General features: G+C 70.3%; 22 protein-coding genes. 7 read left to right on the top strand and 15 right to left on the bottom strand.

Annotated elements, in window-relative coordinates; genetic code table 11:
• Positions 1 to 925: serine/threonine-protein kinase (locus OO70_RS13510; RefSeq protein WP_234336838.1), on the bottom strand; the 925-nt coding region annotated here is incomplete at its 3' end.
• Positions 926 to 1,124: 199 nt separating this feature from the next.
• Complete coding sequence (locus OO70_RS13505) at positions 1,125 to 2,429, bottom strand: DUF6986 family protein (protein ID WP_043668992.1); 1,305 nt, start codon at positions 2,427 to 2,429, stop codon at positions 1,125 to 1,127.
• Between the two features lie 183 nt (positions 2,430 to 2,612).
• Here OO70_RS13505 and OO70_RS13500 point away from each other — a divergent pair, with 183 nt between their 5' ends.
• Positions 2,613 to 3,509, top strand: coding sequence for an endonuclease/exonuclease/phosphatase family protein (locus OO70_RS13500; protein WP_043668990.1), 897 nt, complete (start codon positions 2,613 to 2,615; stop codon positions 3,507 to 3,509).
• A gap of 69 nt (positions 3,510 to 3,578) precedes the next feature.
• On the opposite strand, the gene OO70_RS13495 is transcribed toward OO70_RS13500, so the two are convergent.
• The 4 genes from OO70_RS13495 to OO70_RS13480 form a co-directional block, all read right to left on the bottom strand.
• The gene (locus OO70_RS13495; protein WP_043668987.1) at positions 3,579 to 4,541 is read right to left on the bottom strand and encodes an electron transfer flavoprotein subunit alpha/FixB family protein; all 963 of its coding nucleotides are present in this window, start codon (positions 4,539 to 4,541) and stop codon (positions 3,579 to 3,581) included.
• 70 nt (positions 4,542 to 4,611) lie between these two features.
• Entirely contained in the window at positions 4,612 to 5,400 is a 789-nt protein-coding gene (locus OO70_RS13490) for an electron transfer flavoprotein subunit beta/FixA family protein (RefSeq protein WP_043668985.1), read from the bottom strand.
• 244 nt (positions 5,401 to 5,644) lie between these two features.
• A complete protein-coding gene (locus OO70_RS13485; RefSeq protein ID WP_043668982.1) occupies positions 5,645 to 6,160 on the bottom strand; it encodes a flavin reductase family protein in 516 nt (171 codons plus the stop codon).
• 208 nt (positions 6,161 to 6,368) lie between these two features.
• On the bottom strand, positions 6,369 to 6,782 hold the full coding sequence (locus OO70_RS13480) for a TlpA family protein disulfide reductase (protein WP_043668979.1): 414 nt from the start codon (positions 6,780 to 6,782) through the stop codon (positions 6,369 to 6,371).
• A gap of 75 nt (positions 6,783 to 6,857) precedes the next feature.
• On the opposite strand from OO70_RS13480, the gene OO70_RS13475 reads away from it, so the two are divergent.
• Both OO70_RS13475 and OO70_RS13470 read left to right on the top strand, forming a co-directional pair.
• Positions 6,858 to 7,274, top strand: coding sequence for a DUF4395 domain-containing protein (locus tag OO70_RS13475; RefSeq protein ID WP_043668976.1), 417 nt, complete (start codon positions 6,858 to 6,860; stop codon positions 7,272 to 7,274).
• A 185-nt stretch (positions 7,275 to 7,459) separates the two neighbouring features.
• Positions 7,460 to 8,188 carry a lysophospholipid acyltransferase family protein gene (locus OO70_RS13470; protein WP_043668973.1) on the top strand — a complete coding sequence of 243 codons (729 nt, stop codon included), beginning with the start codon at positions 7,460 to 7,462 and terminating at the stop codon, positions 8,186 to 8,188.
• 4 nt (positions 8,189 to 8,192) lie between these two features.
• Here OO70_RS13470 and OO70_RS13465 read toward each other — a convergent pair whose 3' ends face one another.
• The 5 genes from OO70_RS13465 to OO70_RS13445 form a co-directional block, all read right to left on the bottom strand.
• Entirely contained in the window at positions 8,193 to 8,885 is a 693-nt protein-coding gene (locus tag OO70_RS13465) for a B3/B4 domain-containing protein (RefSeq protein ID WP_043668970.1), read from the bottom strand.
• 8 nt (positions 8,886 to 8,893) lie between these two features.
• A complete protein-coding gene (locus tag OO70_RS13460) occupies positions 8,894 to 9,466 on the bottom strand; it encodes a transglutaminase domain-containing protein (protein WP_043668967.1) in 573 nt (190 codons plus the stop codon).
• Between the two features lie 86 nt (positions 9,467 to 9,552).
• The gene (locus OO70_RS13455) at positions 9,553 to 10,623 is read right to left on the bottom strand and encodes a threonine aldolase family protein (protein WP_043668964.1); all 1,071 of its coding nucleotides are present in this window, start codon (positions 10,621 to 10,623) and stop codon (positions 9,553 to 9,555) included.
• On the bottom strand, positions 10,620 to 11,366 hold the full coding sequence (locus tag OO70_RS13450; RefSeq protein WP_043668961.1) for an SDR family oxidoreductase: 747 nt from the start codon (positions 11,364 to 11,366) through the stop codon (positions 10,620 to 10,622). Before OO70_RS13450 ends, OO70_RS13455 begins: the two co-directional genes overlap by 4 nt.
• A 38-nt stretch (positions 11,367 to 11,404) precedes the next feature.
• Positions 11,405 to 12,802, bottom strand: a complete 1,398-nt coding sequence (locus tag OO70_RS13445; RefSeq protein ID WP_043668958.1) for a DUF6421 family protein — start codon at positions 12,800 to 12,802, stop codon at positions 11,405 to 11,407.
• A gap of 394 nt (positions 12,803 to 13,196) precedes the next feature.
• Here OO70_RS13445 and OO70_RS13440 point away from each other — a divergent pair, with 394 nt between their 5' ends.
• Positions 13,197 to 13,880, top strand: a complete 684-nt coding sequence (locus tag OO70_RS13440) for a glycerophosphodiester phosphodiesterase (protein WP_078651379.1) — start codon at positions 13,197 to 13,199, stop codon at positions 13,878 to 13,880.
• 3 nt (positions 13,881 to 13,883) lie between these two features.
• Here OO70_RS13440 and OO70_RS13435 read toward each other — a convergent pair whose 3' ends face one another.
• Positions 13,884 to 14,423: a GNAT family N-acetyltransferase gene (locus tag OO70_RS13435; protein ID WP_043668952.1), complete on the bottom strand. Its 540-nt coding sequence runs from the start codon at positions 14,421 to 14,423 to the stop codon at positions 13,884 to 13,886.
• Positions 14,424 to 14,499: 76 nt separating this feature from the next.
• Here OO70_RS13435 and OO70_RS13430 point away from each other — a divergent pair, with 76 nt between their 5' ends.
• Positions 14,500 to 14,895 carry a VOC family protein gene (locus tag OO70_RS13430; RefSeq protein WP_043668949.1) on the top strand — a complete coding sequence of 132 codons (396 nt, stop codon included), beginning with the start codon at positions 14,500 to 14,502 and terminating at the stop codon, positions 14,893 to 14,895.
• A 115-nt stretch (positions 14,896 to 15,010) separates the two neighbouring features.
• On the top strand, positions 15,011 to 15,775 hold the full coding sequence (locus OO70_RS13425; RefSeq protein WP_043668946.1) for a VOC family protein: 765 nt from the start codon (positions 15,011 to 15,013) through the stop codon (positions 15,773 to 15,775).
• 37 nt (positions 15,776 to 15,812) lie between these two features.
• On the opposite strand, the gene OO70_RS13420 is transcribed toward OO70_RS13425, so the two are convergent.
• From OO70_RS13420 to OO70_RS13410, 3 genes are all read right to left on the bottom strand, one after another.
• Complete coding sequence (locus OO70_RS13420; RefSeq protein ID WP_043668943.1) at positions 15,813 to 18,398, bottom strand: carbohydrate-binding protein; 2,586 nt, start codon at positions 18,396 to 18,398, stop codon at positions 15,813 to 15,815.
• A 117-nt stretch (positions 18,399 to 18,515) separates the two neighbouring features.
• The gene (locus OO70_RS13415) at positions 18,516 to 19,082 is read right to left on the bottom strand and encodes a MarR family winged helix-turn-helix transcriptional regulator (RefSeq protein WP_043668940.1); all 567 of its coding nucleotides are present in this window, start codon (positions 19,080 to 19,082) and stop codon (positions 18,516 to 18,518) included.
• Positions 19,079 to 20,821, bottom strand: coding sequence for an FUSC family protein (locus OO70_RS13410; protein WP_043668937.1), 1,743 nt, complete (start codon positions 20,819 to 20,821; stop codon positions 19,079 to 19,081). Before OO70_RS13410 ends, OO70_RS13415 begins: the two co-directional genes overlap by 4 nt.
• Before the next feature lie 216 nt (positions 20,822 to 21,037).
• Between OO70_RS13410 and OO70_RS13405 the strand changes: the two genes are divergently transcribed.
• On the top strand, positions 21,038 to 21,586 hold the full coding sequence (locus tag OO70_RS13405; protein WP_043669128.1) for a DUF5134 domain-containing protein: 549 nt from the start codon (positions 21,038 to 21,040) through the stop codon (positions 21,584 to 21,586).
• The last annotated feature ends 80 nt before the right edge of the window (positions 21,587 to 21,666 follow it).

Raw genomic sequence — 21,666 nt, 5'->3', positions numbered from 1 at the left:
CGCCGCCGGTCCCCGCCCCCGCACTCCCCCTCGGATCCACCACACCGACCCCGTTCTCCACCCCAACAAACCCCGGCGGCAACGCCCCCAACCCCACCGGCACCCCAGCAGCCCTGCCACCCGTCCCCCGCAACCGAGCCGTAGCCGAATCCGCCTCCGGCGCCCCCGCCACCCCCTCCAACAACCCCCGTGCCACATCGGCCCCAGGACGCAACTCCGCCCGCTTCTGCATGAGTTGGCGAAGGACGGGCCCAAGTCGACCCGCCCGGCGGGGCTCCGGAAGTGGCTCGGAGACGATGGCAGTGAGGGTGGAGTACGTCGAGGTGCGGCGGAACGGGGACGTGCCCTCGACCGCCGCGTAGAGCGTGGCGCCGAGGGCCCAGACGTCGGAGGCCGGGCCGGGGTCGGCGCCCTGGGCGCGTTCGGGGGCCAAGTAGTCCAGGGAGCCGATGAGTTCGCCGCTGCGGGTGAGGTGGGTGGCGGAGCCGTCGCCGGGGTCGTCCATGGTGGCTATGCCGAAGTCCGTGAGGACGACGCGGCCGGAGCGGTCCAACAGGATGTTGCCGGGCTTCACATCACGGTGCAGGACCCCCACGGAGTGCGCCGCGGCCAGCGCCTCCATCACCTTCGCGCCGATCGCGGCCGCCTCGCCGGGATCGATCGGGCCGCGCTCCCCGAGGACGTCGTCCAGGGACGGGCCGTCGATCAACTCCATGACGATCAGCGGGCGTCCGTCGACCTCGGCGATGTCGTGCACGGCGACCACGCCGGGATGACGGACCCGCGCCGCCGCCCGCGCCTCGCGCTGCATCCGCAGGCGCAGATCGGCCAGTTCGGGCGCGTAGGCGTCGGTGAAGGTGCGCAGTTCCTTGACGGCGACCTCACGGCCGAGGACCTCGTCGACGGCCCGCCAGACGACGCCCATGCCGCCGCGCCCGAGCCTGCCGACGACGCGATAGCGCCCGGCCAGCAGTCGGCCGACCCCGTCGTCCACGCGTCCGCTCTCCTCCGAAGCCGAAGCCGAAGTCACCGCCGCCCCGTCCTGTGGCACTTCCCTGAGTGCCGTACAGCCTACGGGGCGGCAGTGACAACAGAAGTCGGCGCCAACAGCTGTGACAGGTCCGCTACTTGGCGGACGCCGTCAGGTCGCCCCGGCGCGGCGCGGCGAAGCCCTCCAGGTCCATGCGGGTCAGCCCGGTCGCCCTCGCCACCTCGGCGATGTCGAGCGCCCCGCAGTCCAGGCCGCGCAGCAGATAGCCGCTGAGGGCCTTGGCGGTCGCGGGCTCGTCCATGACGTCGCCGCCGGCCCGGTTGGCGTAGCGGGCGAGGCGGGCGGCGGCCTGCTCGAAGCCCTCGCGGTAGAAGGCGAAGACGGCCGCGTAGCGGGTGGGGATGTGGCCGGGGTGCATGTCCCAGCCCTGGTAGTAGGCGCGGGACAGCGCCCGCCGGGTGAGGCCGTAGTGCAGCCGCCAGGCGTCGTGGACCTGCGCGGTGGGGCCGACCGGAAGGACGTTCGTCGAGCCGTCCGACACCCGTACTCCCGTCCCCGCCGCCGCTACCTGCATGATCGCCTTCGCGTGGTCGGCGGCCGGGTGGTCGCTCGCCTGGTACGCGGCGGAGACGCCGAGGCAGGCGCTGTAGTCGAAGGTGCCGTAGTGCAGGCCGGTGGCGCGGCCCTCGGCGGCCTGGATCATGCGGGCGACGGTCGCCGTGCCGTCGGTGGCGAGGATGGACTGGCTGGTCTCGATCTGGATCTCGAAGCCGATCCGGCCCGCGTCGAGTCCGTGCGCCTTCTCGAAGGCCTCCAGGAGGCGCACCATCGCGGTGACCTGCTCGGCGTAGGTGACCTTGGGGAGGGTCAGGACCAGGCCCTCGGGCAGGCCTCCTGCCTCCATGAGCCCGGTCAGGAAGATGTCGAGGGTCCGGATGCCCCGGTCGCGCACCGGTGCCTCCATGCACTTCATCCGGATGCCCATGTACGGCGCCGCCGTGCCCTTGTCGTACGCCTCGGCGATCAGCCGGGCCGCGCGGGCGGCGGTCTCGTCCTCCTCGGCGTCGGGGCGCGGGCCGTAGCCGTCCTCGAAGTCGACCCGCAGGTCCTCGATGGGCTCGCGCTCCAACTTGGCGCGCACGCGCGCGTGGACGGGCTCGGCGAGTACGTCGGAGAGGCCGAGGACGGCGGCGAAGGAGGCCGCGTCGGGGGCGTGTTCGTCGAGGGCGGCGAGGGCCCGGTCGCCCCAGGAGCGGATCGTGTCGGCGGCGAAGACGTCGCCGGGGACGTAGACCGTGTGGACGGGCTGGCGGGTGCCGGGGTCTCCGGGGTAGCGGCGCTCCAGTTCGGCGTCGACCGGTGCCAGGGAGGCGCTGATCTCCTCGCTGATCGCGCCCGCGAGGCTCGTCGCCACCTTCTCCTGCTGGCCCTGACCCATCCCACACCCTCCAGGTTTCCGCTCTACGGAATCAACAATCCGTAGAACGAAGTTATCCATGGAGGTTCCCGCCGGTCAACACCCTGTCCACGGCGTGAACCCATGGCGTTCACTCCCGCCCCGAGGCCCCCTTCCGCCCGGCGCCTCGCCCCTTCATCCTGACTCGCAAGGGGAGGGATGCACATGTCGAGTGTCAGAACGGTGACGCGTCGCGCGGGGCTGACCACGCTGGTGGCGGCCGCCGTAGCCCTGCCATTGATCGGAACCGTACGCTCCACCACCGCCGTCCGGCACGACACCCGCCTGCTGGACGTCATGACGTTCAACCTGCGCTACGCGAGCAGCGACGAGCCCAACAGCTGGAAGGACCGCCGTCCGGTGCTGCGCGACCTGCTGCTCCGGGCGGCCCCCGACATCATCGGCACCCAGGAGGGCCTCTACACGCAGCTCCAGGACATCAAGCACGACCTCGCGCCGCACTACGACTGGATCGGCAGCGGCATCAAGGGCGGCAGCGACCACGAGGAGACGGCGATCTTCTACGACACCCGCCGTCTCGCCCCTGTCGCGTACGACCAGTACTGGCTCTCCGACACTCCCTCCGTGACCGGGTCGAACACCTGGGGCGGCGCCCATCCGCGCCTCGTCACGTGGATCCGCTTCCGCGACCTCGGGGACGGCGGCCGGCAGTTCTACGTCCTCAACACCCACCTGGACAACGCGAGTCAGTACGCACGCGAGCGTGCCGCCTCACTCATCGCCCAGCGCATCGCCCGCTTCGACCGCTCCCTGCCGCTCGTGGTGACCGGCGACTTCAACACCGCCGCGCACACCACCGCGGTCTACGACACGATGCTGGGCGCCGGTCTCAAGGACGCCTGGGACGCGGCAGCCGGACGCGGGCTCTCGTACGCCACCTTCCACGGCTACCACGAGCTCCTGCCGAACGGTGACCGCATCGACTGGATCCTGGTCACCCCGGGAGTCACCGTGCACCGGTCGGCCGTCGACACCTATTCCGAGAACAGCCAGTTCCCGAGCGACCATCTGCCGGTGCGGTCCACGATCAGCCTGGGATGAGCGGTTCGGTACGCGCGAAGGCCCCCGTGACCACGCGGGTCACGAGGGCCTCGTACGAGCTTGCGGGGATCAGCCCTTGCGGGTGTTGATCTCCTCGGTGAGCTGCGGGACGACGTCGAAGAGGTCGCCGACCACGCCGTAGTCGACGAGGTCGAAGATCGGGGCCTCGGCGTCCTTGTTGACGGCCACGATCGTCTTCGACGTCTGCATGCCGGCGCGGTGCTGGATGGCGCCGGAGATGCCGTTGGCGATGTAGAGCTGCGGGGAGACGCTCTTGCCGGTCTGGCCGACCTGGTTCGAGTGCGGGTACCAGCCGGCGTCGACGGCGGCACGCGAGGCGCCGACGGCCGCGCCGAGGGAGTCGGCGAGGGCCTCGATGATCGCGAAGTTCTCCGAGCCGTTGACACCACGGCCGCCGGAGACGACGATCGCGGCCTCGGTCAGCTCCGGACGGCCGGTCGACTCGCGCGGGGTGCGCGCGGTGACCTTGGTACCGGTGGCCTTGTCGGAGAAGGTGACCGCGAGGGCCTCGACGGTGCCGGCGGCCGGAGCGGCCTCCACGGCGGCCGAGTTCGGCTTCACGGTGATGACCGGGGTGCCCTTGGAGACACGGGTCTTGGTGGTGAAGGAGGCGGCGAACACCGACTGCGTGGCCACGGGACCCTCGTCACCGGCCTCCAGGTCGGTGGCGTCGGTGATGATGCCGGAGCCGATGCGCACCGCGAGGCGGGCGGCGATCTCCTTGCCCTCGGCGGAGGACGGCACCAGGACGGCGGCCGGGGAGACGGCCTCGTAGGCGGCCTGGAGGGCGTCCACCTTCGGTACGACGAGGTAGTCGGCGTACTCGGCGGCGTCGTGGGCGAGCACCTTCACCGCGCCGTGCTCGGCGAGCGCGGCGGCGGTGTTCTCGGCACCGGGGCCGAGGGCGACCGCGACGGGCTCGCCGATACGGCGGGCCAGGGTCAGCAGCTCCAGGGTGGGCTTGCGGACGGCGCCGTCCACGTGGTCGACGTAGACGAGAACTTCAGCCATGGGAATGGTCTCCTGCGTGCGTGCGAAGTCTGAGGGGAGGTAAGCGAGTTGGGCCGTGACCCTTGGGGCCTTAGATGAACTTCTGGCCCGCGAGGAACTCGGCGAGCTGCTTGCCGCCCTCGCCCTCGTCCTTGACGATCGTGCCGGCGGTGCGCGCGGGGCGCTGCGCCGCGGAGTCGACGGCCGTCCAGGCACCTTCGAGGCCGACCTCGTCGGTGTCGATCTCCAGGTCGGAGAGGTCCCAGGCCTGAACCGGCTTCTTCTTGGCGGCCATGATGCCCTTGAAGGACGGGTAACGCGCCTCGCCCGACTGGTCGGTGACGGACACGACGGCCGGCAGGGAGGCCTCGAGCTGCTCGGAGGCGGTGTCGCCGTCACGGCGGCCCTTGACGACGCCGTCCGCGACGGAGACCTCGGAGAGCAGCGTGACCTGCGGGACGCCCAGGCGCTCGGCCAGCAGGGCGGGGATCACACCGGCGGTGCCGTCGGTGGAGGCCATGCCGGAGACGACCAGGTCGAAGCCGGCCTTCTCGATCGCCTTGGCCAGCACCAGGGAGGTGCCGATGACGTCGCTGCCGTGCAGGTCGTCGTCCTCGACGTGGATCGCCTTGTCGGCGCCCATGGACAGCGCCTTGCGCAGGGCGTCCTTGGCGTCCTCCGGGCCCACGGTCAGGACGGTGATCTCCACGTCGTCGTCCGAGTTCTCGGAGATCTGCAGCGCCTGCTCGACCGCGTACTCGTCGAGCTCGGAGAGCAGACCGTCCACGTCGTCCCGGTCGACGGTCAGGTCATCGGCGAAGTGCCGGTCGCCAGTGGCGTCGGGCACGTACTTCACAGTGACAACGATCCTCAAGCTCACGCCGGCTCTCCTACTGCATCGTCATTTTTCGGCTGCCTACTTCCAGGCAGCATAGGCGCCTAGAACGGCCGTTCCCGGTGGGGGCGACCGGTGCTCCGAGCGAAATATTACTCGCCAGTACGCACCACTACGCTCCCCCAGGGGGTGCCCGCTAAGCAAGCGCTTTGAACTGTGACCTGTGCAACGCAGCGTAATCGGAACTCGACGCTTTCGCAGGGTGGCCCGTCACCTACCGGGAGTGGCCTCAGTCACGCAGCCCGTTGAAGCGCCCCTGGTGGTAGAGGAGCGGGCGGCCGGAGCCGGCCGGGTCGCCGAGGACGACCTCGGCCAGGACGATGCGGTGATCCCCCGCGGGCACGCGCGCGACGACCCGGCACACCAGCCAGGCCAGCACGTCATCCAGGACCGGCACGCCCTCGGGCCCCTCGTGCCAGGCGGTGGGCGCCCCGAACCGGTCGGCGCCGCTGCGGGCGAAGGTGGCGGCCAACTGCTCCTGGTGCTCGCCGAGTATGTGCACGCCGACATGGTCGGCCCCGGATATCGCCGGCCAGCTGGACGCGCCGGTGCTGATCCCGAAGGACAGCATCGGGGGCTGTGCGGAGACGGAACTGAGGGAGGTGGCGGTGAAGCCGACCGGGCCGTTCTCACCGCGCGCGGTGATCACCGCCACACCGGCGGCGTGCTGCCGGAAGACGGAGCGCAGCAGGTCGGGAGAGGCGTGCTGAGGAGTACGGGTGCCGAGGTCGGGCGTGGCCGTCATGGACGTGTCCTTCTGCGGAGGGGACGAGCGGGGTCCGTGGCTGCTCAACAGCCCGGACAGCGCGCGCTCGCGGTGCGGGCCAGGTCGACGTGCACCCGCCCGAAGAGAAGGAGTTCCGTAGGCATACGGTCAGGTTGACGATAGGTGGTGCGCGCAGTCAAGTACGTTCCGGCATATGGGAGATGGCTCACCGAAGTCGTCACAACCGTCAGACCGCCTCACCCAGAGCCGCGATGACATCCGCCTTGCGGGGGAGGCCGGTGGCACGCCGTACGACCCGCCCGTCGGCGTCGAGGACCAGCACGGTGGGGGTCTTCAGGATGTCGAGTTCCCGTACGAGGTCCAGATGGTCCTCGGCGTCGATCTCGATGTGCTGGACACCCGGGACCATGCCGGCCACCTCGCCCAGCACCCGGCGCGTGGCCCGGCAGGGCGCGCAGAAGGCGCTGGAGAACTGCACCAGGGTTGCCCTCTCGCCGAGGTCGCCGCCCAACTCGGCGGCGCCGAGCCGCTTTCCGCCGTCGCGCCCACGCACGCGCACTCTCCCGCCCCGCCGCCGATGCAGCACTCCGTAGGCGCTCGCCGCCGCGAGCACCACCACGCACACCACAAGTCCGGTCATCGAATCCTCCAGCGTTCACGAGACTGCAAAGATTCCCGGCACCCGGAATCGTTTCCGCTGCGGAATCCTTGATTCATGGACATCGACGTACGAGGACCGCGCTTCGGGGCGGCCCTGACGACCGTAGTACTGGCGGTCGTGCTGATCACCGGCAGCTTCTGGCTGCTGGCCTGGCAGACCCTGGCGTTCGCGCTGGGCGCGGCGGGCGGCGTGGGCCGTTCGCCGTACGGCTGGCTGTTCCGGACGGTCGTACGGCCGCGGATCGGGCCGCCGACCGAGTTCGAGGCGCCTCAGCCGCCGCGGTTCGCGCAGACGGTCGGACTGGTCTTCGCCGTGGTGGGGCTGGTCGGTTTCGGCCTGGGGCCCACCTGGCTGGGGCTCGCGGCCACCGGCCTGGCGCTCGCCGCCGCGTTCCTCAATGCCGCGTTCGGGTACTGCCTCGGGTGCGAGATGTACCTGCTCGCGCGCCGCGTGACGGTACGTGCACAGTAAAGGCAATTTAAAAGGCCGAGGTGGATCAAGTGATGGACGTGACGAGGATCTCGCCGTTCTGCGGCACGAGGACTGGCCAGTCGTTCGTTCTTCGGGCACGATCTGCGCAATGCCGTAAACCTACGGCTGCGTAACTTTCCCGCCCGGAGAACCCCTTCAGGCAGAGAGAAGGGTCCACCCCGTCCATGGCTGAGCTTGTCTACCGTCCCGTCGTCGGTCTCGCCCAAACGTTGTTCAAGGCCTGGGACCTCAAGATCGACTGCAAGGGATCGGAGAACATTCCGCGCTCGGGCGGCGCCGTGCTGGTCAGTAATCACATCAGCTACCTGGACTTCATCTTCGACGGTCTGGCCGCCCTGCCGCAGAAGCGCCTGGTGCGCTTCATGGCGAAGGAGTCGGTGTTCCGGCACAAGATCTCGGGCCCCCTGATGCGCGGCATGAAGCACATCCCGGTGGACCGCAAGCAGGGCGAGACGGCCTACCAGCACGCGCTGCAGTCCCTGCGCGACGGTGAGATCGTCGGCGTCTTCCCCGAGGCGACGATCTCCCAGTCCTTCACCCTGAAGAGCTTCAAGTCCGGTGCCGCGCGCATGGCTCAGGAGGCCGGCGTCCCGCTGATCCCGATGGCTCTGTGGGGCACCCAGCGCCTGTGGACCAAGGGCCACCCGAAGAACTTCAAGCGCAGCCACACCCCGATCACCATCCGGGTGGGCGAGCCGGTGGAGGCTCCCCAGGACCAGTACGCGGGTGCGATCACCCGCCGGCTGCGCGAGCGCGTCCAGGAGCTGCTGGAGGCCGCCCAGCGCGCCTATCCGGTACGGCCCAAGGGCCCGGACGACACATGGTGGATGCCGGCCCATCTCGGTGGTACGGCACCCACTCCCGAAGAGGTCAAGGCGGCCGAGGCGCGCTGAATCGTCACGCCGGGGCGTGGACGGTGATCCGCGCCCCGGGGCTGAACTTCTCGAGCAGTTCGGCGAGTTCGGCACCCGCCCGCTCGACCTCGGCGACGGGCATCGGCGCCAGACTCTCCAACAGGAAGACGGCGGAGGCCGTTTCCTCGGTGAGCCTGGTGCGCGGCCCCTGCCGCCAGTTCCAGCGACGGCATGTGACACCGGCCGCGTCGCACCACACCACCTCGCCCGCGTCGGGGTGTTCGACGACCTCCTCGCCGCCCGCGACGGTCACGAAGTCCTCGTCCCCGGTGGCCCGTACGAGCGTCATCCCGCCCTGGATGCGGTCGGTGTCCTCGCCGCCCACGGGGATCAAGTGGGCGACGCTGATGGCGTTGTAGAGGTCGACCAGCACATTGATGCGGGGCAGCCCGCCGTCCGAGAGCGCCCTCTTGGCCAGCGCCTCCGCCGAGTTGCGAGTGCGCGACGGCTTCGATCCGAACGCCGTGTACACCTCGCGCCAGGCCGCCATGTGCGGGTCCTCGTGCGGGGCGCGCCCGTCCAGTCGTACGGCCAGACGGCGGGCCGCGTCGTCGAGGAGCGCCGAACTCGCGTCGGTGCTCGGCCCGTTGACCAGTCCGGTCGCCTCGATCGCTACATGCGTGAACCCGGGGGCAAGGGCGCGGACTTCGTCGGACACGGTCAGGGTGAGGGTCATGGTCTGCCTCAGAGTGCGGTCGGGAGCGTCTTCCAGAGGTGCGGCCGGTCGCGGGCGGCCTTGAGGGCGCTCAGTACGACCGGGTGCGGTTCAGCATACAGGACTGGATAGTCCAGCTCATTGAACTCCGGATCGGGCACCAAGGCCAGCCGCTCGCCGTCGAGCGAGAACTGCGCGTCCACGCCCGGCTTGTTGCCGCGCGGATCCTGCCGGTGCCAGGCCCCGTTGAACCGCACGGCGACCAGCCCGTGGACAACGTCGAACTTCTGGTAGCACAACGCCGTCGGGATGTCCTCGGCCCGCAGCAGCGCGGCCAGGGCGTGCGCCTTTGCGTAGCAGATGCCGGTGCCCTGCTCGAGCACGTCGGAGGCCCGCCAGGTGACGCGCGGATCACCGGAGTCCTGCGAGTGCGGGATGGCGTCCCGCACGAACTCGAACGCCAGCCGTGCATAGGCATACGAGTCCGTCGCACTCCTGGCCAGCCGCGCGGCCGTCTCCAGCACAAGGGGATGGCCATGGTCGATGACCTCGTCGGCGGCCAAATAGGCGGACAGGTCGGGGGTGTTCTGGATCAGCTCCATGCCTGCAGAGCATAGGAAAGCGATCACCCGAGAGTCAATGACTTTTCAGGTGACCGCATACCTATGCAACAGCTCTTTGGAATCGTCTAGCGCGCCATCTCTTCCTTGAGCGCCGCCACGAACGCGTCCACGTCGTCCTCGGTCGTGTCGAAGCCGCACATCCAGCGGACGTCGCCGGCCGCCTCGTTCCAGAAGTAGAAGCGGAACCGCTGCTGCAGGCGCACGCTCACGTCGTGCGGAAGGCGGGCGAAGACGCCGTTGGCCTGCACCGGGTAGAGGATCTCCACGCCGTGCACCGCGCGGACGCCCTCGGCGAGGCGCTGGGCCATCTCGTTGGCGTGGCGGGCGTTGCGCAGCCACAGGTCCTTGGCGAGAAGCGCCTCCAACTGCACAGAAACGAAGCGCATCTTGGAGGCGAGCTGCATGGACAGCTTGCGCAAGTGCTTCATGTGGCTGACGGCGTCCTGGTTGATCACCACGACCGCCTCGCCGAAGAGAGCACCGTTCTTCGTACCGCCCAGGGACAGGATGTCGACGCCGACCGCGTTGGTGAACGTCCGCATGGGGACGTCCAGGGAGGCCGCCGCGTTGGCTATCCGGGAGCCGTCGAGGTGGACCCTCATCCCGCGCGCGTGGGCGTGGTCGCAGATCGCGCGGATCTCGTCGGGCGAGTAGAGGGTGCCGAGTTCGGTGCTCTGGGTGATCGAGACGACCTGCGGCATCGCGCGGTGCTCGTCGTCCCAGCCGTAGGCCTGCCGGTCGATCAGTTCGGGCGTGAGCTTGCCGTCCGGGGTGGGCACCGTGAGGAGCTTGAGGCCGCCCATGCGTTCGGGGGCGCCGCCCTCGTCGACGTTGATGTGCGCGCTCTCGGCGCAGATCACCGCGCCCCAGCGGTCGGTGACCGCCTGGAGCGCGACGACGTTCGCGCCGGTGCCGTTGAAGACCGGGAAGGCCTCGGCCGTAGGGCCGAAGTGGCTGCGGATGATGCCCTGGAGGTGGTCGGTGTAGTCGTCCTCGCCGTAGGCGACCTGGTGGCCGCCGTTCGCGAGGGCGAGGGCGGCGAGCACCTCGGGGTGGGCGCCGGCGTAGTTGTCGCTGGCGAAGCCGCGGATCTCCGGGTCGTGATGGCGACGGGCGTCGGTCTTCGGAGGGTTCACGGCTTCTCGGTCAGCCACAGACGGTTTCCGTTCACTTCGGAGGCGGGCTTGTCCCAGACGCCGGCGATGGCCTCGGCGAGGTCCTTGACGTCGGTGAAGCCCGCGAACTTCGCGTTGGGGCGTTCGGCGCGCATCGCGTCGTGCACCAGCGCCTTCACCACCATGACGGCGGCGGCGGACGTGAGACCGTCCTCGCCGGCGCCCTTGCGGTAGCCGTCGGCCATCGCAAGGGTCCAGGCCTCGGCGGCGGCCTTCGAGGCGGAGTACGCCGCGTTGCCCGCCGTGGGCTTGCTGGCGCCGGCCGCGCTGATCAGGAGGTAGCGGCCGCGTTCGCTGCGCTCCAGGCCGTCGTAGAAGGCCAGGGAGGTGTGCTGCACGGTGCGGATGAGCAGCTTCTCGAGCAGGTCCCAGTCGGCGAGGTCGGTGTCGGTGAAGGTGGCGCTGCCGCGCCAGCCGCCGACGAGGTGGACCAGGCCGTCGACATGGCCGAAGTCCTTCTCGATGTGCGCGGCCCAGTCGCGGGTCGCCTGCGGGTCGAGCAGGTCGACGGTGTCGCCTACGACGGTGGCGCCGCCGTGCGCGTAGCGGGCCGCGTCCACGGCCTCCGCCAGGCGCTCGGGATGCGCGTCCGAGCCGACGACGGTCGCGCCCGCCTCGGCGAGCCGCAGCAGCACGGCACGGCCCGCGGGCCCGCCCGCTCCGGCCACCGCGATCACCGCGCCGTTGAGCGCCCCGTTCCCCATGGTCCTCGCCTCCTGAGCCACTTCGGTGCTGCGGTCGCTCACGCGGCGATCCGCTCGGCGCTCTCCGCGGTGATGCCCTTGGTCGAGGCGATCACGTTCTTCAGCTTCTTGGAGAGTGCCTCATAGAACATGCTCAGCGGAAACTCGTCCGGAAGCACGTCATCCACGAGTTTCCGCGGCGGCTGGCTCAGGTCGAGGGCGTCCGGGCCCTTGGCCCACTTGGAGCCCGGGTGCGGAGCGAGGTAGGTGGCGACCAGCTCGTAGGCCTTGAACCAGTGGACGAGCTTGGGGCGGTCGATGCCCGCGCGGTAGAGGTCCTCAATGTCGGCGCACAGCTGGTTGGTGACCTCGGGGGCGCGCTGCCAGTCGATGTGCAGCTTGTTGTCGGTCCAGCGGACGACGTCGTGCTTGTGCAGGTAGGCGAAGAGGAGCTGGCCGCCGAGACCGTCGTAGTTGCGGACGCGCTCGCCGGTGACCGGGAAGCGGAACATGCGGTCGAAGAGGACCGCGTACTGCACGTCACGGGCCTGCGGGACGCCGTCGGCCTCCAGCTTCACGGCCTCCTTGAAGGCGGTGAGGTCGCAGCGCAGCTCCTCCAGGCCGTACATCCAGAACGGCTGGCGCTGCTTGATCATGAACGGGTCGAAGGGCAGGTCGCCGTGGCTGTGGGTGCGGTCGTGGACCATGTCCCACAGGACGAAGGCCTCCTCGCAGCGCTTCTGGTCATGGACCATCGTGGCGACGTCCTCGGGCAGTCGCATGCCCAGGATGTCGACGGCGGCCTCGGTGACCCGGCGGAATCGGGCGGCCTCGCGGTCGCAGAAGATGCCACCCCAGGAGAATCGTTCCGGCGCCTGGCGTACGGCGATGGTCTCCGGGAAGAGCACGGCGGAGTTGGTGTCGTAGCCGGACGTGAAGTCCTCGAAGGTGATCCCGCAGAACAGCGGGTTGTCGTAGCGGGTCGCCTCCAGCTCGGCCAGCCAGTCGGGCCAGACCATGCGCAGGACGACCGCTTCGAGGTTGCGGTCCGGGTTGCCGTTCTGCGTGTACATCGGGAAGACGACCAGGTGCTGGAGTCCGTCCCGGCGGTGCGCGGCGGGCTGGAAGGCCAGCAGCGAGTCGAGGAAGTCGGGCACCTGGAAGCCGTCGGCGGCCCACTGCTCCAGATCCCTGACGAGCGCGGCGTGGTACGCGGCATCGTGCGGGAGCAGCGGGGAAAGCTCCTCGACGGCGCCCGTCACGCGGCGCACCGCGAACTCGGCGTCCGAGCGGTCCGGGGCGTCCTCGGCCGCGAAGTCGATCGAGCCGTCCTTGGACTGCCATGGCCGGATCCGCTCCACGGCATCCTTGAGCACGGGCCATGCCGGATGCTCCACCACCCTGGTCACGGGAGGAACCCGCTCCTCCGAACCCACCTGCACAAGAATTTCCGTCATGTCCCACCTTCCACGGGAGAACCTCGCGTATGGACAGCGTATGTGTTCATGGTTTCTCCCAGCAAGGGGAGCTCCCGCAATTTATCCTGCGCCTCTCGACTGTCACCGCCTTTTTTCCTGTCGGACACAGAGATGGCGATTACTTCCGCTGCGGCGGGGTAGGCGAGCGGGCGTCCTCTCCCGAGGGCCGGTTTCGGTCAACGCCCGCGGGACTCGCCCACGGCCGGGTGACGGCGTCGCACAGTGAGCTCGAGGCGCACCCCGAATCCGCCGTGTACGCGCGGGTACATCGCCGGGCCCGGCCATTAGGCTGCGGCTCTGCCGCGTGGACGCCGGTGTCCGGCCGCGCCCACGCGTGCGTGCCGAGCCGCCGTCGACGGAAGCGAGTTGAACCTTGAACTTCCTTACCATCGGTCACCGCGGAGTCATGGGTCTCGAACCCGAGAACACTCTCCGTTCCTTCGTCGCCGCCGAGCAGGCCGGCCTCGATGTCATCGAACTCGATCTGCATCTGAGCAGCGACGGCGCCCTCGTCGTCATGCACGACGCCGACGTGGACCGTACGACCGACGGAACCGGTCCGATCGCCGGGCAGACCCTCGGCGAGCTGCGCACCCTGGACGCGGGCCGCGGCGAGCGCGTGCCGGTCTTCGAAGAGGTACTGGACGCGGTCGGGTCGCCGATCCAGGCCGAGATCAAGGATCTGGCGGCGGCGCGGGCGCTGGCCGAGGTCATGCACCGGCGGGACCTGGTCGGGCGGGTCGAGGTGTCCTCGTTCCACGACGAGGCGATCGCCGAGATCGCCCGCCTGGTGCCCGGCGTCCGCACCGCACTGATCGCCAGCCGTTTCGGCCCGGACGTGGTGGAGCGGGCCACCGAGGCCGGTGCCGAAACGGTCTGCCTCAACATCCGCCGGCTCACCCTGGAGGTCGTCGAGGCGGCCCGCAAGGCGGACCTGAAGATCATCGGCTGGGTGGTGAACACCCAGGACCAGCTGCGGCTCGTCCGCGCCCTGGAGCTGGACGGCGCGACCACCGACTACCCGGAGATCAAACGCACGGGCCGCTTTACGGCGTAGCGGCTATGCGAGTTCCTTGACCAGCAGCTCGAACTGCAGGTCGTCGCGCTGCGGCACACCGAACCGCTCGTCGCCGTACGGGAACGGGGTCATCCGGCCCGTACGGCGATAGCCGCGCCGCTCGTACCAGGCGATGAGGTCGTTCCGTACGGAGATCACGGTCATGTGCATCTCCCGCACGCCCCAGGTCTCCCGGGCCGCGCGCTCCGCCTCCGCGATGATCACCTTGCCGAGGCCGCCACCCTGGAGCTGCGGGCTGACGGCGAACATCCCGAAGTAGGCGTGATCGCCGCGGTGTTCGAGCTGACAGCAGGCGACGACCTGCCCGTCGCGTTCCACGACCAGCAGTCGGCTGTCGGGCGACTTGATGACCGCGAGCACACCTTCGGGGTCGGTCCGCTGCCCTTCGAGGATGTCCGCCTCGGTGGTCCAGCCGGCCCGACTGGCGTCCCCCCGATAAGCCGACTCGATCAACACGACCAAGGCGTCCGCATCGGCGTCAGTGGCGTCGCGGAAGGTCAGTCCGGTGGCGGCGGTGTCCATGGTGCACAACTCCGATCAGGGCGCGGCTCGAGCAGAGACGAGAGTAACGCGGCCTCGGAGACTAGGCTCCGGCCGCATGGTGCACGTACTGAGCAGCCGCATCCTGCTGCGGCCCACCGATCCCGAGCGGTCCCGCGCCTTCTACGGCGAGCAGTTGGGGCTGCCCGTCTACCGGGAGTTCGGCACAGGCGTGGGGCGGGGGACCGTCTACTTCCTCGGCGGAGGCTTCCTGGAGGTCTCCGGGCGCTCGGACACCCCGCCCTCCCCCGCCGCCGCACAACTGTGGTTGCAGGTCGCGGACGCGGGGGCCGCGCACGAGGAGCTGCGGGCGAAGGGGGTCGAGATCGTGCGACCGCCGGTCAAGGAGCCCTGGGGACTGGTGGAGATGTGGGTCGCGGATCCGGACGGGACCCGGATCGTGCTGGTGGAGGTGCCCGCGGATCATCCGCTGCGGTACCGGCCGGGGATCTAGAGGCTGCGGAAAATCCGGGCCTACGGCGGCCAGGGCGGCCTTCCGCGCCCGGATGGCCGGGGTCGCGGCCCGGGCTTAGCGTGCTGGGAGGGGAGCTTTCCGCGGAAGGAACGCCATGAAGCTCGACGGACCGGTGACCGGTGGACCCTGCTGGGCCGAACTGGGGACCAGTGATCTGGAGGCGGCCAAGCGGTTCTACGCGGACGTGTTCGGCTGGCGTCCGGAGACCGACCCCCGGCAGGAGGCCGGCGGCTACACGGTCGCGCACATCGGGGACGCGGCGGTCGCCGCGCTGACGCCGCTGTTCCAGGAGTCGCAACCGGTCGCGTGGAACGTGTCGTTCGCGGTCGCGGACGCCGACGCGACGGCGGCGAAGATACGCGCGGCGGGCGGGACCCTGCTGATGGAACCGATTGACGTGTTCGACATCGGCCGCTTCACGGTCGCCCTCGACCCGGGCGGCGCCGCGTTCCAGACCTGGCAGGCCCGCACCTTTCCCGGCGCCGGGCTGTTCAACGCGCCCGGCGCGCTGGGCTGGGTGGAACTGCTGACACGGGCGCCCGAGCGGGCGGAGACCTTCTACACGACGGTCTTCGGCTGGACCGTCCGTCCCTCGGCGCACTACCCGCAATGGGGCATCGACGGCGCCGACTTCGGCGGCATGATGACGATGGACGAGAAGTTCCCGCCGGAGGTGTCCCCGCACTGGCTGCCGTACTTCGCCGTGGCGGACGTCGACACCACCGCCGCGACGGTGACGGCGGCGGGCGGCACGGTCCTCATGGAACCCACGTCCATGGCCGACGTGCGGCGGATCGCGGTGCTGCGGGATCCGCAGGGGGCGGTGTTCGGGGTGTATGCGGAGGGCGGGGAGAGCTGAGGCGGCGCCCCCGTTTCCCACTCCTCCGCCCTCACCCTCACGCCAACCGCGTCACCGTCACCCGGTCGATCACCGGCGCGTACGCGGAGCGTTGGCCGTATTGGTTCATGGACCGGCCGTCGTGGTCCGGGAGTTCGTCGGCGGTGAAGGTGAGGGTGTTGGTGCCCTGGTCGAGGGTGACAGGGACGGAGAGGTCGTGGAAGTTGTTGAAGTGGAAGGTGGTGGGGAACAGGACGCGCTGCGGGGCGGCCCCGTTGATCGCGATGTCGGCGTGGCGGCAGACCGGGTCCGGGTTGTAGTGGGTGGCGGGCGCCTGTTCGCCGTTGGAGTAGCGGATCGTGAGCGCGTGGCGGCCTGCCCGCTCCGCCGTCACGGTGACGGTGAGGGCGTTCGCGGGTCCGGTGCCGATGCCGTCGACCACCTTGCCGCCCGTGGCGAACGTATAGGCGCCGGTGGTCCTGGCGCTGCCGGTCGTGGTGCCTTCCTCCGCCGGGTGCGTCGAGGTGGGGAGGAGGCCGCGTGAGGGGCCTGTGCGGAGGCGGTCCAGGATGAGTTCGTCCGAAGTTCCGGTGACGGTGATCTTGTTGATGCCCGACGCGAGGAACAGGGGGACGTCGGATCGTTCAACAATCCCTACGTTCTCACCGTTAATCGTCAACTCCCCCTCCCCGGAGCCGATCACATCGACGGTCACCGTCGCCTCTCCGTCCTCCGCCGCGTGCACCCAGAAGGTTGCCGTGCCGCCCCTCGGGAGTACGGCGACACCGGGGCCCGAAGCTCCGCGCTGCGCGTAGTCGACGCGCGCACCACCACCCAGGACCGCGAACTCGGCGTCGTACAGCGCGGGAGCGGTCACGCACTCGTCGCGCAGGGCGAGGTCGAGCTTGTCGATGACCGCGTCACCACGTGTGGCGCCGAGGTCGGGGTCCAGGGCGGCGAGGGTGATCGTGTGCTTGCCGGCGGTCAGCTCGACCCGGGTGTCGGCGTGACCCCACACCGCCCACTTGTAGCCGAGCGGCAGCCGGAGTTCCTGCGGGTGCCTGCCGTCGACGCGGAGGAAGACGTTGGTGGGCCCCTGCTCGCGCACCGCGTCGGCCAGGTTGTACGAGTTGGCATAGACGCTCAGGTCGTACGTCCCGTCCTGCGGGACCTCCACGGAGAAGGCGAGCACGCCGTCGGAGCCTGTGCGGAGTCCGCCCACGTGATAGCCGGTCGAGCCGGCGAACTTGTCGACGTCGGACGGCGACCCCTCGGGTCCGTTGAGCGAATGGCCGTCGCCGATGTAGGCCGCGTCCTCGGCCTGGTACGTGTGCCGCCAGCCGACCGAGGGCGGCAGTGCTACGGCCCCCTTGCCTCCCGGAGAGAGGATCACTTGGTATGCCGACATCTCCTCCAGGTCCGCCAGACGCACCGTCACTTTGCCCTCGATGACAGGCAGTTCGCTATCTGCCAGCCTCAACGGCTGTGCCGAGACGCCGACTTGGCCCGTCCAGGGGATCTCCAGGAGCCGTACGTGGACGGTCGCACCGAAGACTTCGGGGTCCACGCGCTCGAACACGACGTCCGCGGATCCGCCCGCACCGCCGAGCAGTACGCGCGCCTGCCGCTTGGTCCGGTCGAGCGCGGCGACGCCCTGCAGCGTGTACTGGACGTTGGGGTGAGGCGCGGTGACGCGGACGGTGTTGCCGGTGAACTGCCCGTAGGCGTTGAAGAGCCACCACTGGCCGTTGCCCTTGTTGGCCTCCACGACCGAGTCGTTGAGGTTGCCGTCGATGTTCCAGTACGCCATGTCGGCGTCGACCTTGGACTCCTCGATCGCGGCGATCCACTGGATCATCTGCCCCGGGACGGACACGTGGTAGTTGTGGGCGTACTCGTTGATGTTGACGGGGAGTGGCTCGATGCCCAACTCCCGCTCCAGCGCGCGGTACTTGGCCACGTTCGTGCGGATCTCGTCGGGCGAGGACAGCTCGTGCCAGGTGACGACGTCGGGCAGCACGTCCTCGGCCTTGGCGAACTCCAGGAAGCCCTTGACCTCGTCGTACAGTTCGCAGGTGTTGGGGCCGGCGATGCGGGCGCCCGGGTGGAGTTCCTTGATGAGCCGGTAGAGGTCCCGCCAAGCGGCGAAGTAGTGGTGCGGGTGGGTGCGCCAGGAGACCTGGTCGTAGCCCCACTCCCCCGTGCCGTACATGTTGCCCTCGGGCTCATTGAACGGGACGTACACGACATGGGACTTGTACGCGCCGAGCGCCAGCACCTGTTCGACCTGCCTGCGGACGCGTGCCGTGAAGTCGGCGAGGCGTTCGGCTCCGGTGGCGCCGGGCCATTCGTAGGGGAAGCCCCGGTAGATGTCGGTCATGTAGACGTAGACGTCCTTGCCGCCCGCCTCGACGAAGGGTTCCAGGATCTCCAGGGCGTCGGCGCCCGGGTGCTGGGTGCCGTCCTGGGCCTTGGTGGAGACCGTGTGGACGTACATGCCCTCGACGGCGTTGCGGCTGGGGACGCCGTCGCCGTAGAGGCCGTAGAGCGTGCCGCTCGCGCCTCCGTGGAAGGGGCCCGTGTCGGTGCCGAGGTCGATGACGAGTTTCCCAGAGGTGGGGGCGGTGGAGGCTGCGGCTGCCACGGCATCAATCCCTTGTTCGACATGTCGTACGCCAGTCGGCGTCCCGAACCGGCCTGGTCGAACGTAGGGAGATCACGGGACTCGCGTCAACGGTCCATCGGCGCCCGTGTACGCGGCTCAGACGCGCAGCATGCCCAGCCGGCCTTCCAGCTGAACCAGCAACTCGCCGAGCAGGGTGGCCAGTTCGCCCTGCCCGGGGTCGTCCAGTCCGGAGAGCACGGTGGTCTCGTAGGCGAGCTGCTCGGGCAGGATGGCGTCGACGAGTTCGCGTCCGGCGTCCGTGAGGCGGACGTGGGCGACGCGGCGGTCGCGGGTGTCGCCTCGGCGTTCCACGAGCCCTCGCTCGGTCAGCTGCTTGAGGCGCTTGGTGACGGCGGCGCCCGAGGAGAAGGTCTCCCGGGTCAGCTCGCTCGGTGTCAGCTCGTGCCCGGTGCGGCGGAGCGCGCCGAGGAGGTCGAACTCGGGGCGGCTGAGCCCGGCCCGGCGCAGGGGCGCGTCCTCGGCCTGCTGGAGCAGGGCGGCGCACCGGTTGATGCGGCCGATGATCTCCATCGGGCCGGTGTCGAGGTCGGGGTGCACGGTCTGCCACTGCCCGACGACGGCGGCGACGGTATCGCGCCGGGTCGCACTCGGAGCGGTGGGGCGGGCCGCGCCGTCCACCGGCCGTCCATTGGTTGCCGTCATCCCCGTACGCCCTCCGTCTTCCAGCCCGTGCACCGATCCGCGGTCGGCCAGGAGTGCGACTCCTGGCGTCGTACCGTCGCGGCGAGCGTACGGTGTCCGGACTGCTCGGCGAGCACGACCCGCTCCTGGGGCAGGGCGCGCTGCCACCACTCGCCGGACGCGGCGTCGGCGGTGGCACGGAGTTCGACCAGGGCGGCAGCGAGCGCGCGGTGCGCGGATTCCAGGGCTCCGGGCGCGGGAGTCGGCTCCGCCAGGAGGTGTGCGGCGCGCTCACCTGCCCGTTCCACCGCCGCCAGCGCCTCCTCGATGCGGTCGGTCGCGCGGCGGTTGGTGACGGCGGCCGCGGCGACAAGGCCGACCAGGGCGCCGACGAGGGTGTCCACGACCCTCTCGGTGATCAGTTCACCGGGCTGCTGGGCTCGGGCGAACTCGGTGATGAGCAGCGCCATCGGGGTCACACAGACGCTGCCGAGCCAGTAGTTGCGGCTGATCAGCGCCTCGGCACCGAAGCCGAAGGCGAGACAGCACAGTACGAGGGCCGTCGGGTGCGCATGGGCGAGCGGGGCCACCGCGGCGAAGACCAGCACACCGGCGAGATTGCCGACGACCCGCTGCACGCCCCGGCTCCAGGTGAGCGTGATGTTGGCCTGGTAGAGGGAAGCGGCGGTGACCAGGGCCCAGTAGGGACGGCCCACGCCGAGGGCGAGGGAGGCGTATCCGGCGAGGGCGCAGCCGAGTGCCGTGCGCAGGACGAGGGGGGTGAGCCGGCCGAGCCTGGTCCACAACGGGCGGGCGGGAGTGGCGAGTTCGGCGTCCACGCCGAGGAGTTCGGCCACGGCGCCCGCCGGGGCGTCGGTCTGCGGGACCGGTCCCCTGCTGCGCAGTTCGTGCGCCCAGGTGCCCAAGCGCTCCGGGTCGGCGTCCGCGGGCGCGGCGAGCGCGACCTCGGCACGGACGAGGAGGCGTTCGAGGGCGCGTCGGGGCGGGGTGGGGGTGCCGGTGGCGAGCAGGGACTGCCAGGCGGCGTGGATGGCGGCTGCCGCGGCGGCACGCGCGCGTGGGTGGTCGTCGTCGGCACACGCGCGTGGGCTGTCATCGTCGGCACGCGCGCGTGCATGGCCCTTTCCGGTGCCGTGTGCGGCGGCGTACGCGGCAGCCGCGTTCAGGGCCTGGGCGGTGGCGCGGCGCTCGGGGCCGTAGGGCCGGACGAGGCCGGGCGCCATGCAGACGAGCCATGCCCAGGCGCCCGCGGCGACCGCCAGCGCGAGGTGGCCGGGAACCTGGCCGAGCGTCTGCGGTGCGAAGAGCGAGGCCGAGCTGATGAAGGTGAGGACGACGTTCCCGGGCGGGCCGATCCGGGTCGCGTCGCAGAGCCCCTTCTGTACGGCGGCCAGGGCGGCGCCGACCGTGACCAGCACGACGGCGTCGGTGGTGAGGGAGGCCGTGACCAGTGCGACGGCGAGACCGCCGACCATCCCGAGCACCACCCACACCAAGGCGCGGGCCCGGGCGGCGTACGGCTTGTTGTGGGCGTAGAGCGCGCACAGGGACCCGGCCATCGTGTACATCGCCAGGTCGAGGCGACCGAGGGCCAGCAGGGTCAGGTTGGGCGGGGCGACCGAGGCGACCACGCTGAGCGCGGGCTTGAACCAGATGTCGGAGGGCCGGCCGAGACGCAGCACGCCGGTGAGCGGGAGACGTCGGGCGCGTGGGGTGGGGGCGGGGGTCGCACTGCTCATGGGAAACAAGATTAGCAGGTGTTTTACTCGTGAAATATTTCTCGGGAACACGCCTCCGACGCGCCCTCACCTGCCGCTCACCTGCCGCTTGTCTGCCGCGCTCCGCCGAGTGCTCCCCGTGTACACCGTTGCGCTCGGTTGCGCCCCGTGCGGCAGGGGCATCCTGTGACCGACTGTCGACGGAAAGTGAGATCGGGGCGGAACGGGGGGATGCACGTGCACGGACCGGCTTCGCCCGGCTGGCTGCTGGTCGCGCTGTGCGCGGCGACCGGGGCCTACTGCCTGCTGCGGATGCGCAGCCCCGTCGAGGAACAGCGCCGGGCCGCGGGCGGTGAGGCGCTGATGGGCTTCGGCATGGCCGCGATGGCCGTACCCGCCGCGGTGTTCGCCCCGCCGTCGTGGGCCTGGCCCGTCTACGCGGCGCTGTTCAGTGCGGCGGCGCTGCGCGCGCTGTGGACGGCGCGGAGGAGCCCGCACCATGTGCACCATCTGCTGGGCACCGCGGCCATGGTCTACATGGCGCTCGTGATGGCCGCCTCCCCCGGACACCACCACGAGCACGGCGGCTCCGGAGTCCCGCTCGTGACAGGCGCGTTGCTCCTCTACTTCGTCGGATACGTACTGGTGTCGGGCGTCCGGCTGGTGCCCGTGTCCGCCACGGCCGCCGGCACCGGGAGCGTCGGGTGGGGCGACCGGCCGGAGTTGGCGCGGGCGTGCCGGCTGTCGATGGGGATCGGCATGGTCGCGATGCTGCTCACGCTCTGAGCGTGGACCGGGACACGGGGACCAGCCGACTGTACGAAATCGTGGTCTGCGTCACTTTGCCGTAACAAGCCGTACCCCTG

Source organism: Streptomyces xylophagus, from assembly GCF_000716435.1.
In the GTDB taxonomy this organism is placed as follows: domain Bacteria; phylum Actinomycetota; class Actinomycetes; order Streptomycetales; family Streptomycetaceae; genus Streptomyces; species Streptomyces xylophagus.
Note: the sequence above shows the minus strand (reverse complement) of the source record. Positions and strands in the feature narration are given on the sequence as shown.

Excerpts from the sequence above, each read along its gene's own strand:
- OO70_RS13505 (WP_043668992.1), bottom strand. The coding sequence starts at position 2,429 with ATGGGTCAGGGCCAGCAGGAGAAGGTGGCGACGAGCCTCGCGGGCGCG.
- OO70_RS13500 (WP_043668990.1), top strand. The coding sequence starts at position 2,613 with ATGTCGAGTGTCAGAACGGTGACGCGTCGCGCGGGGCTGACCACGCTG.
- OO70_RS13495 (WP_043668987.1), bottom strand. The coding sequence starts at position 4,541 with ATGGCTGAAGTTCTCGTCTACGTCGACCACGTGGACGGCGCCGTCCGC.
- OO70_RS13485 (WP_043668982.1), bottom strand. The coding sequence starts at position 6,160 with ATGACGGCCACGCCCGACCTCGGCACCCGTACTCCTCAGCACGCCTCT.
- OO70_RS13480 (WP_043668979.1), bottom strand. The coding sequence starts at position 6,782 with ATGACCGGACTTGTGGTGTGCGTGGTGGTGCTCGCGGCGGCGAGCGCC.
- OO70_RS13475 (WP_043668976.1), top strand. The coding sequence starts at position 6,858 with ATGGACATCGACGTACGAGGACCGCGCTTCGGGGCGGCCCTGACGACC.
- OO70_RS13470 (WP_043668973.1), top strand. The coding sequence starts at position 7,460 with ATGGCTGAGCTTGTCTACCGTCCCGTCGTCGGTCTCGCCCAAACGTTG.
- OO70_RS13465 (WP_043668970.1), bottom strand. The coding sequence starts at position 8,885 with ATGACCCTCACCCTGACCGTGTCCGACGAAGTCCGCGCCCTTGCCCCC.
- OO70_RS13460 (WP_043668967.1), bottom strand. The coding sequence starts at position 9,466 with ATGGAGCTGATCCAGAACACCCCCGACCTGTCCGCCTATTTGGCCGCC.
- OO70_RS13450 (WP_043668961.1), bottom strand. The coding sequence starts at position 11,366 with ATGGGGAACGGGGCGCTCAACGGCGCGGTGATCGCGGTGGCCGGAGCG.
- OO70_RS13445 (WP_043668958.1), bottom strand. The coding sequence starts at position 12,802 with ATGACGGAAATTCTTGTGCAGGTGGGTTCGGAGGAGCGGGTTCCTCCC.
- OO70_RS13435 (WP_043668952.1), bottom strand. The coding sequence starts at position 14,423 with ATGGACACCGCCGCCACCGGACTGACCTTCCGCGACGCCACTGACGCC.
- OO70_RS13430 (WP_043668949.1), top strand. The coding sequence starts at position 14,500 with ATGGTGCACGTACTGAGCAGCCGCATCCTGCTGCGGCCCACCGATCCC.
- OO70_RS13425 (WP_043668946.1), top strand. The coding sequence starts at position 15,011 with ATGAAGCTCGACGGACCGGTGACCGGTGGACCCTGCTGGGCCGAACTG.
- OO70_RS13415 (WP_043668940.1), bottom strand. The coding sequence starts at position 19,082 with ATGACGGCAACCAATGGACGGCCGGTGGACGGCGCGGCCCGCCCCACC.
- OO70_RS13410 (WP_043668937.1), bottom strand. The coding sequence starts at position 20,821 with ATGAGCAGTGCGACCCCCGCCCCCACCCCACGCGCCCGACGTCTCCCG.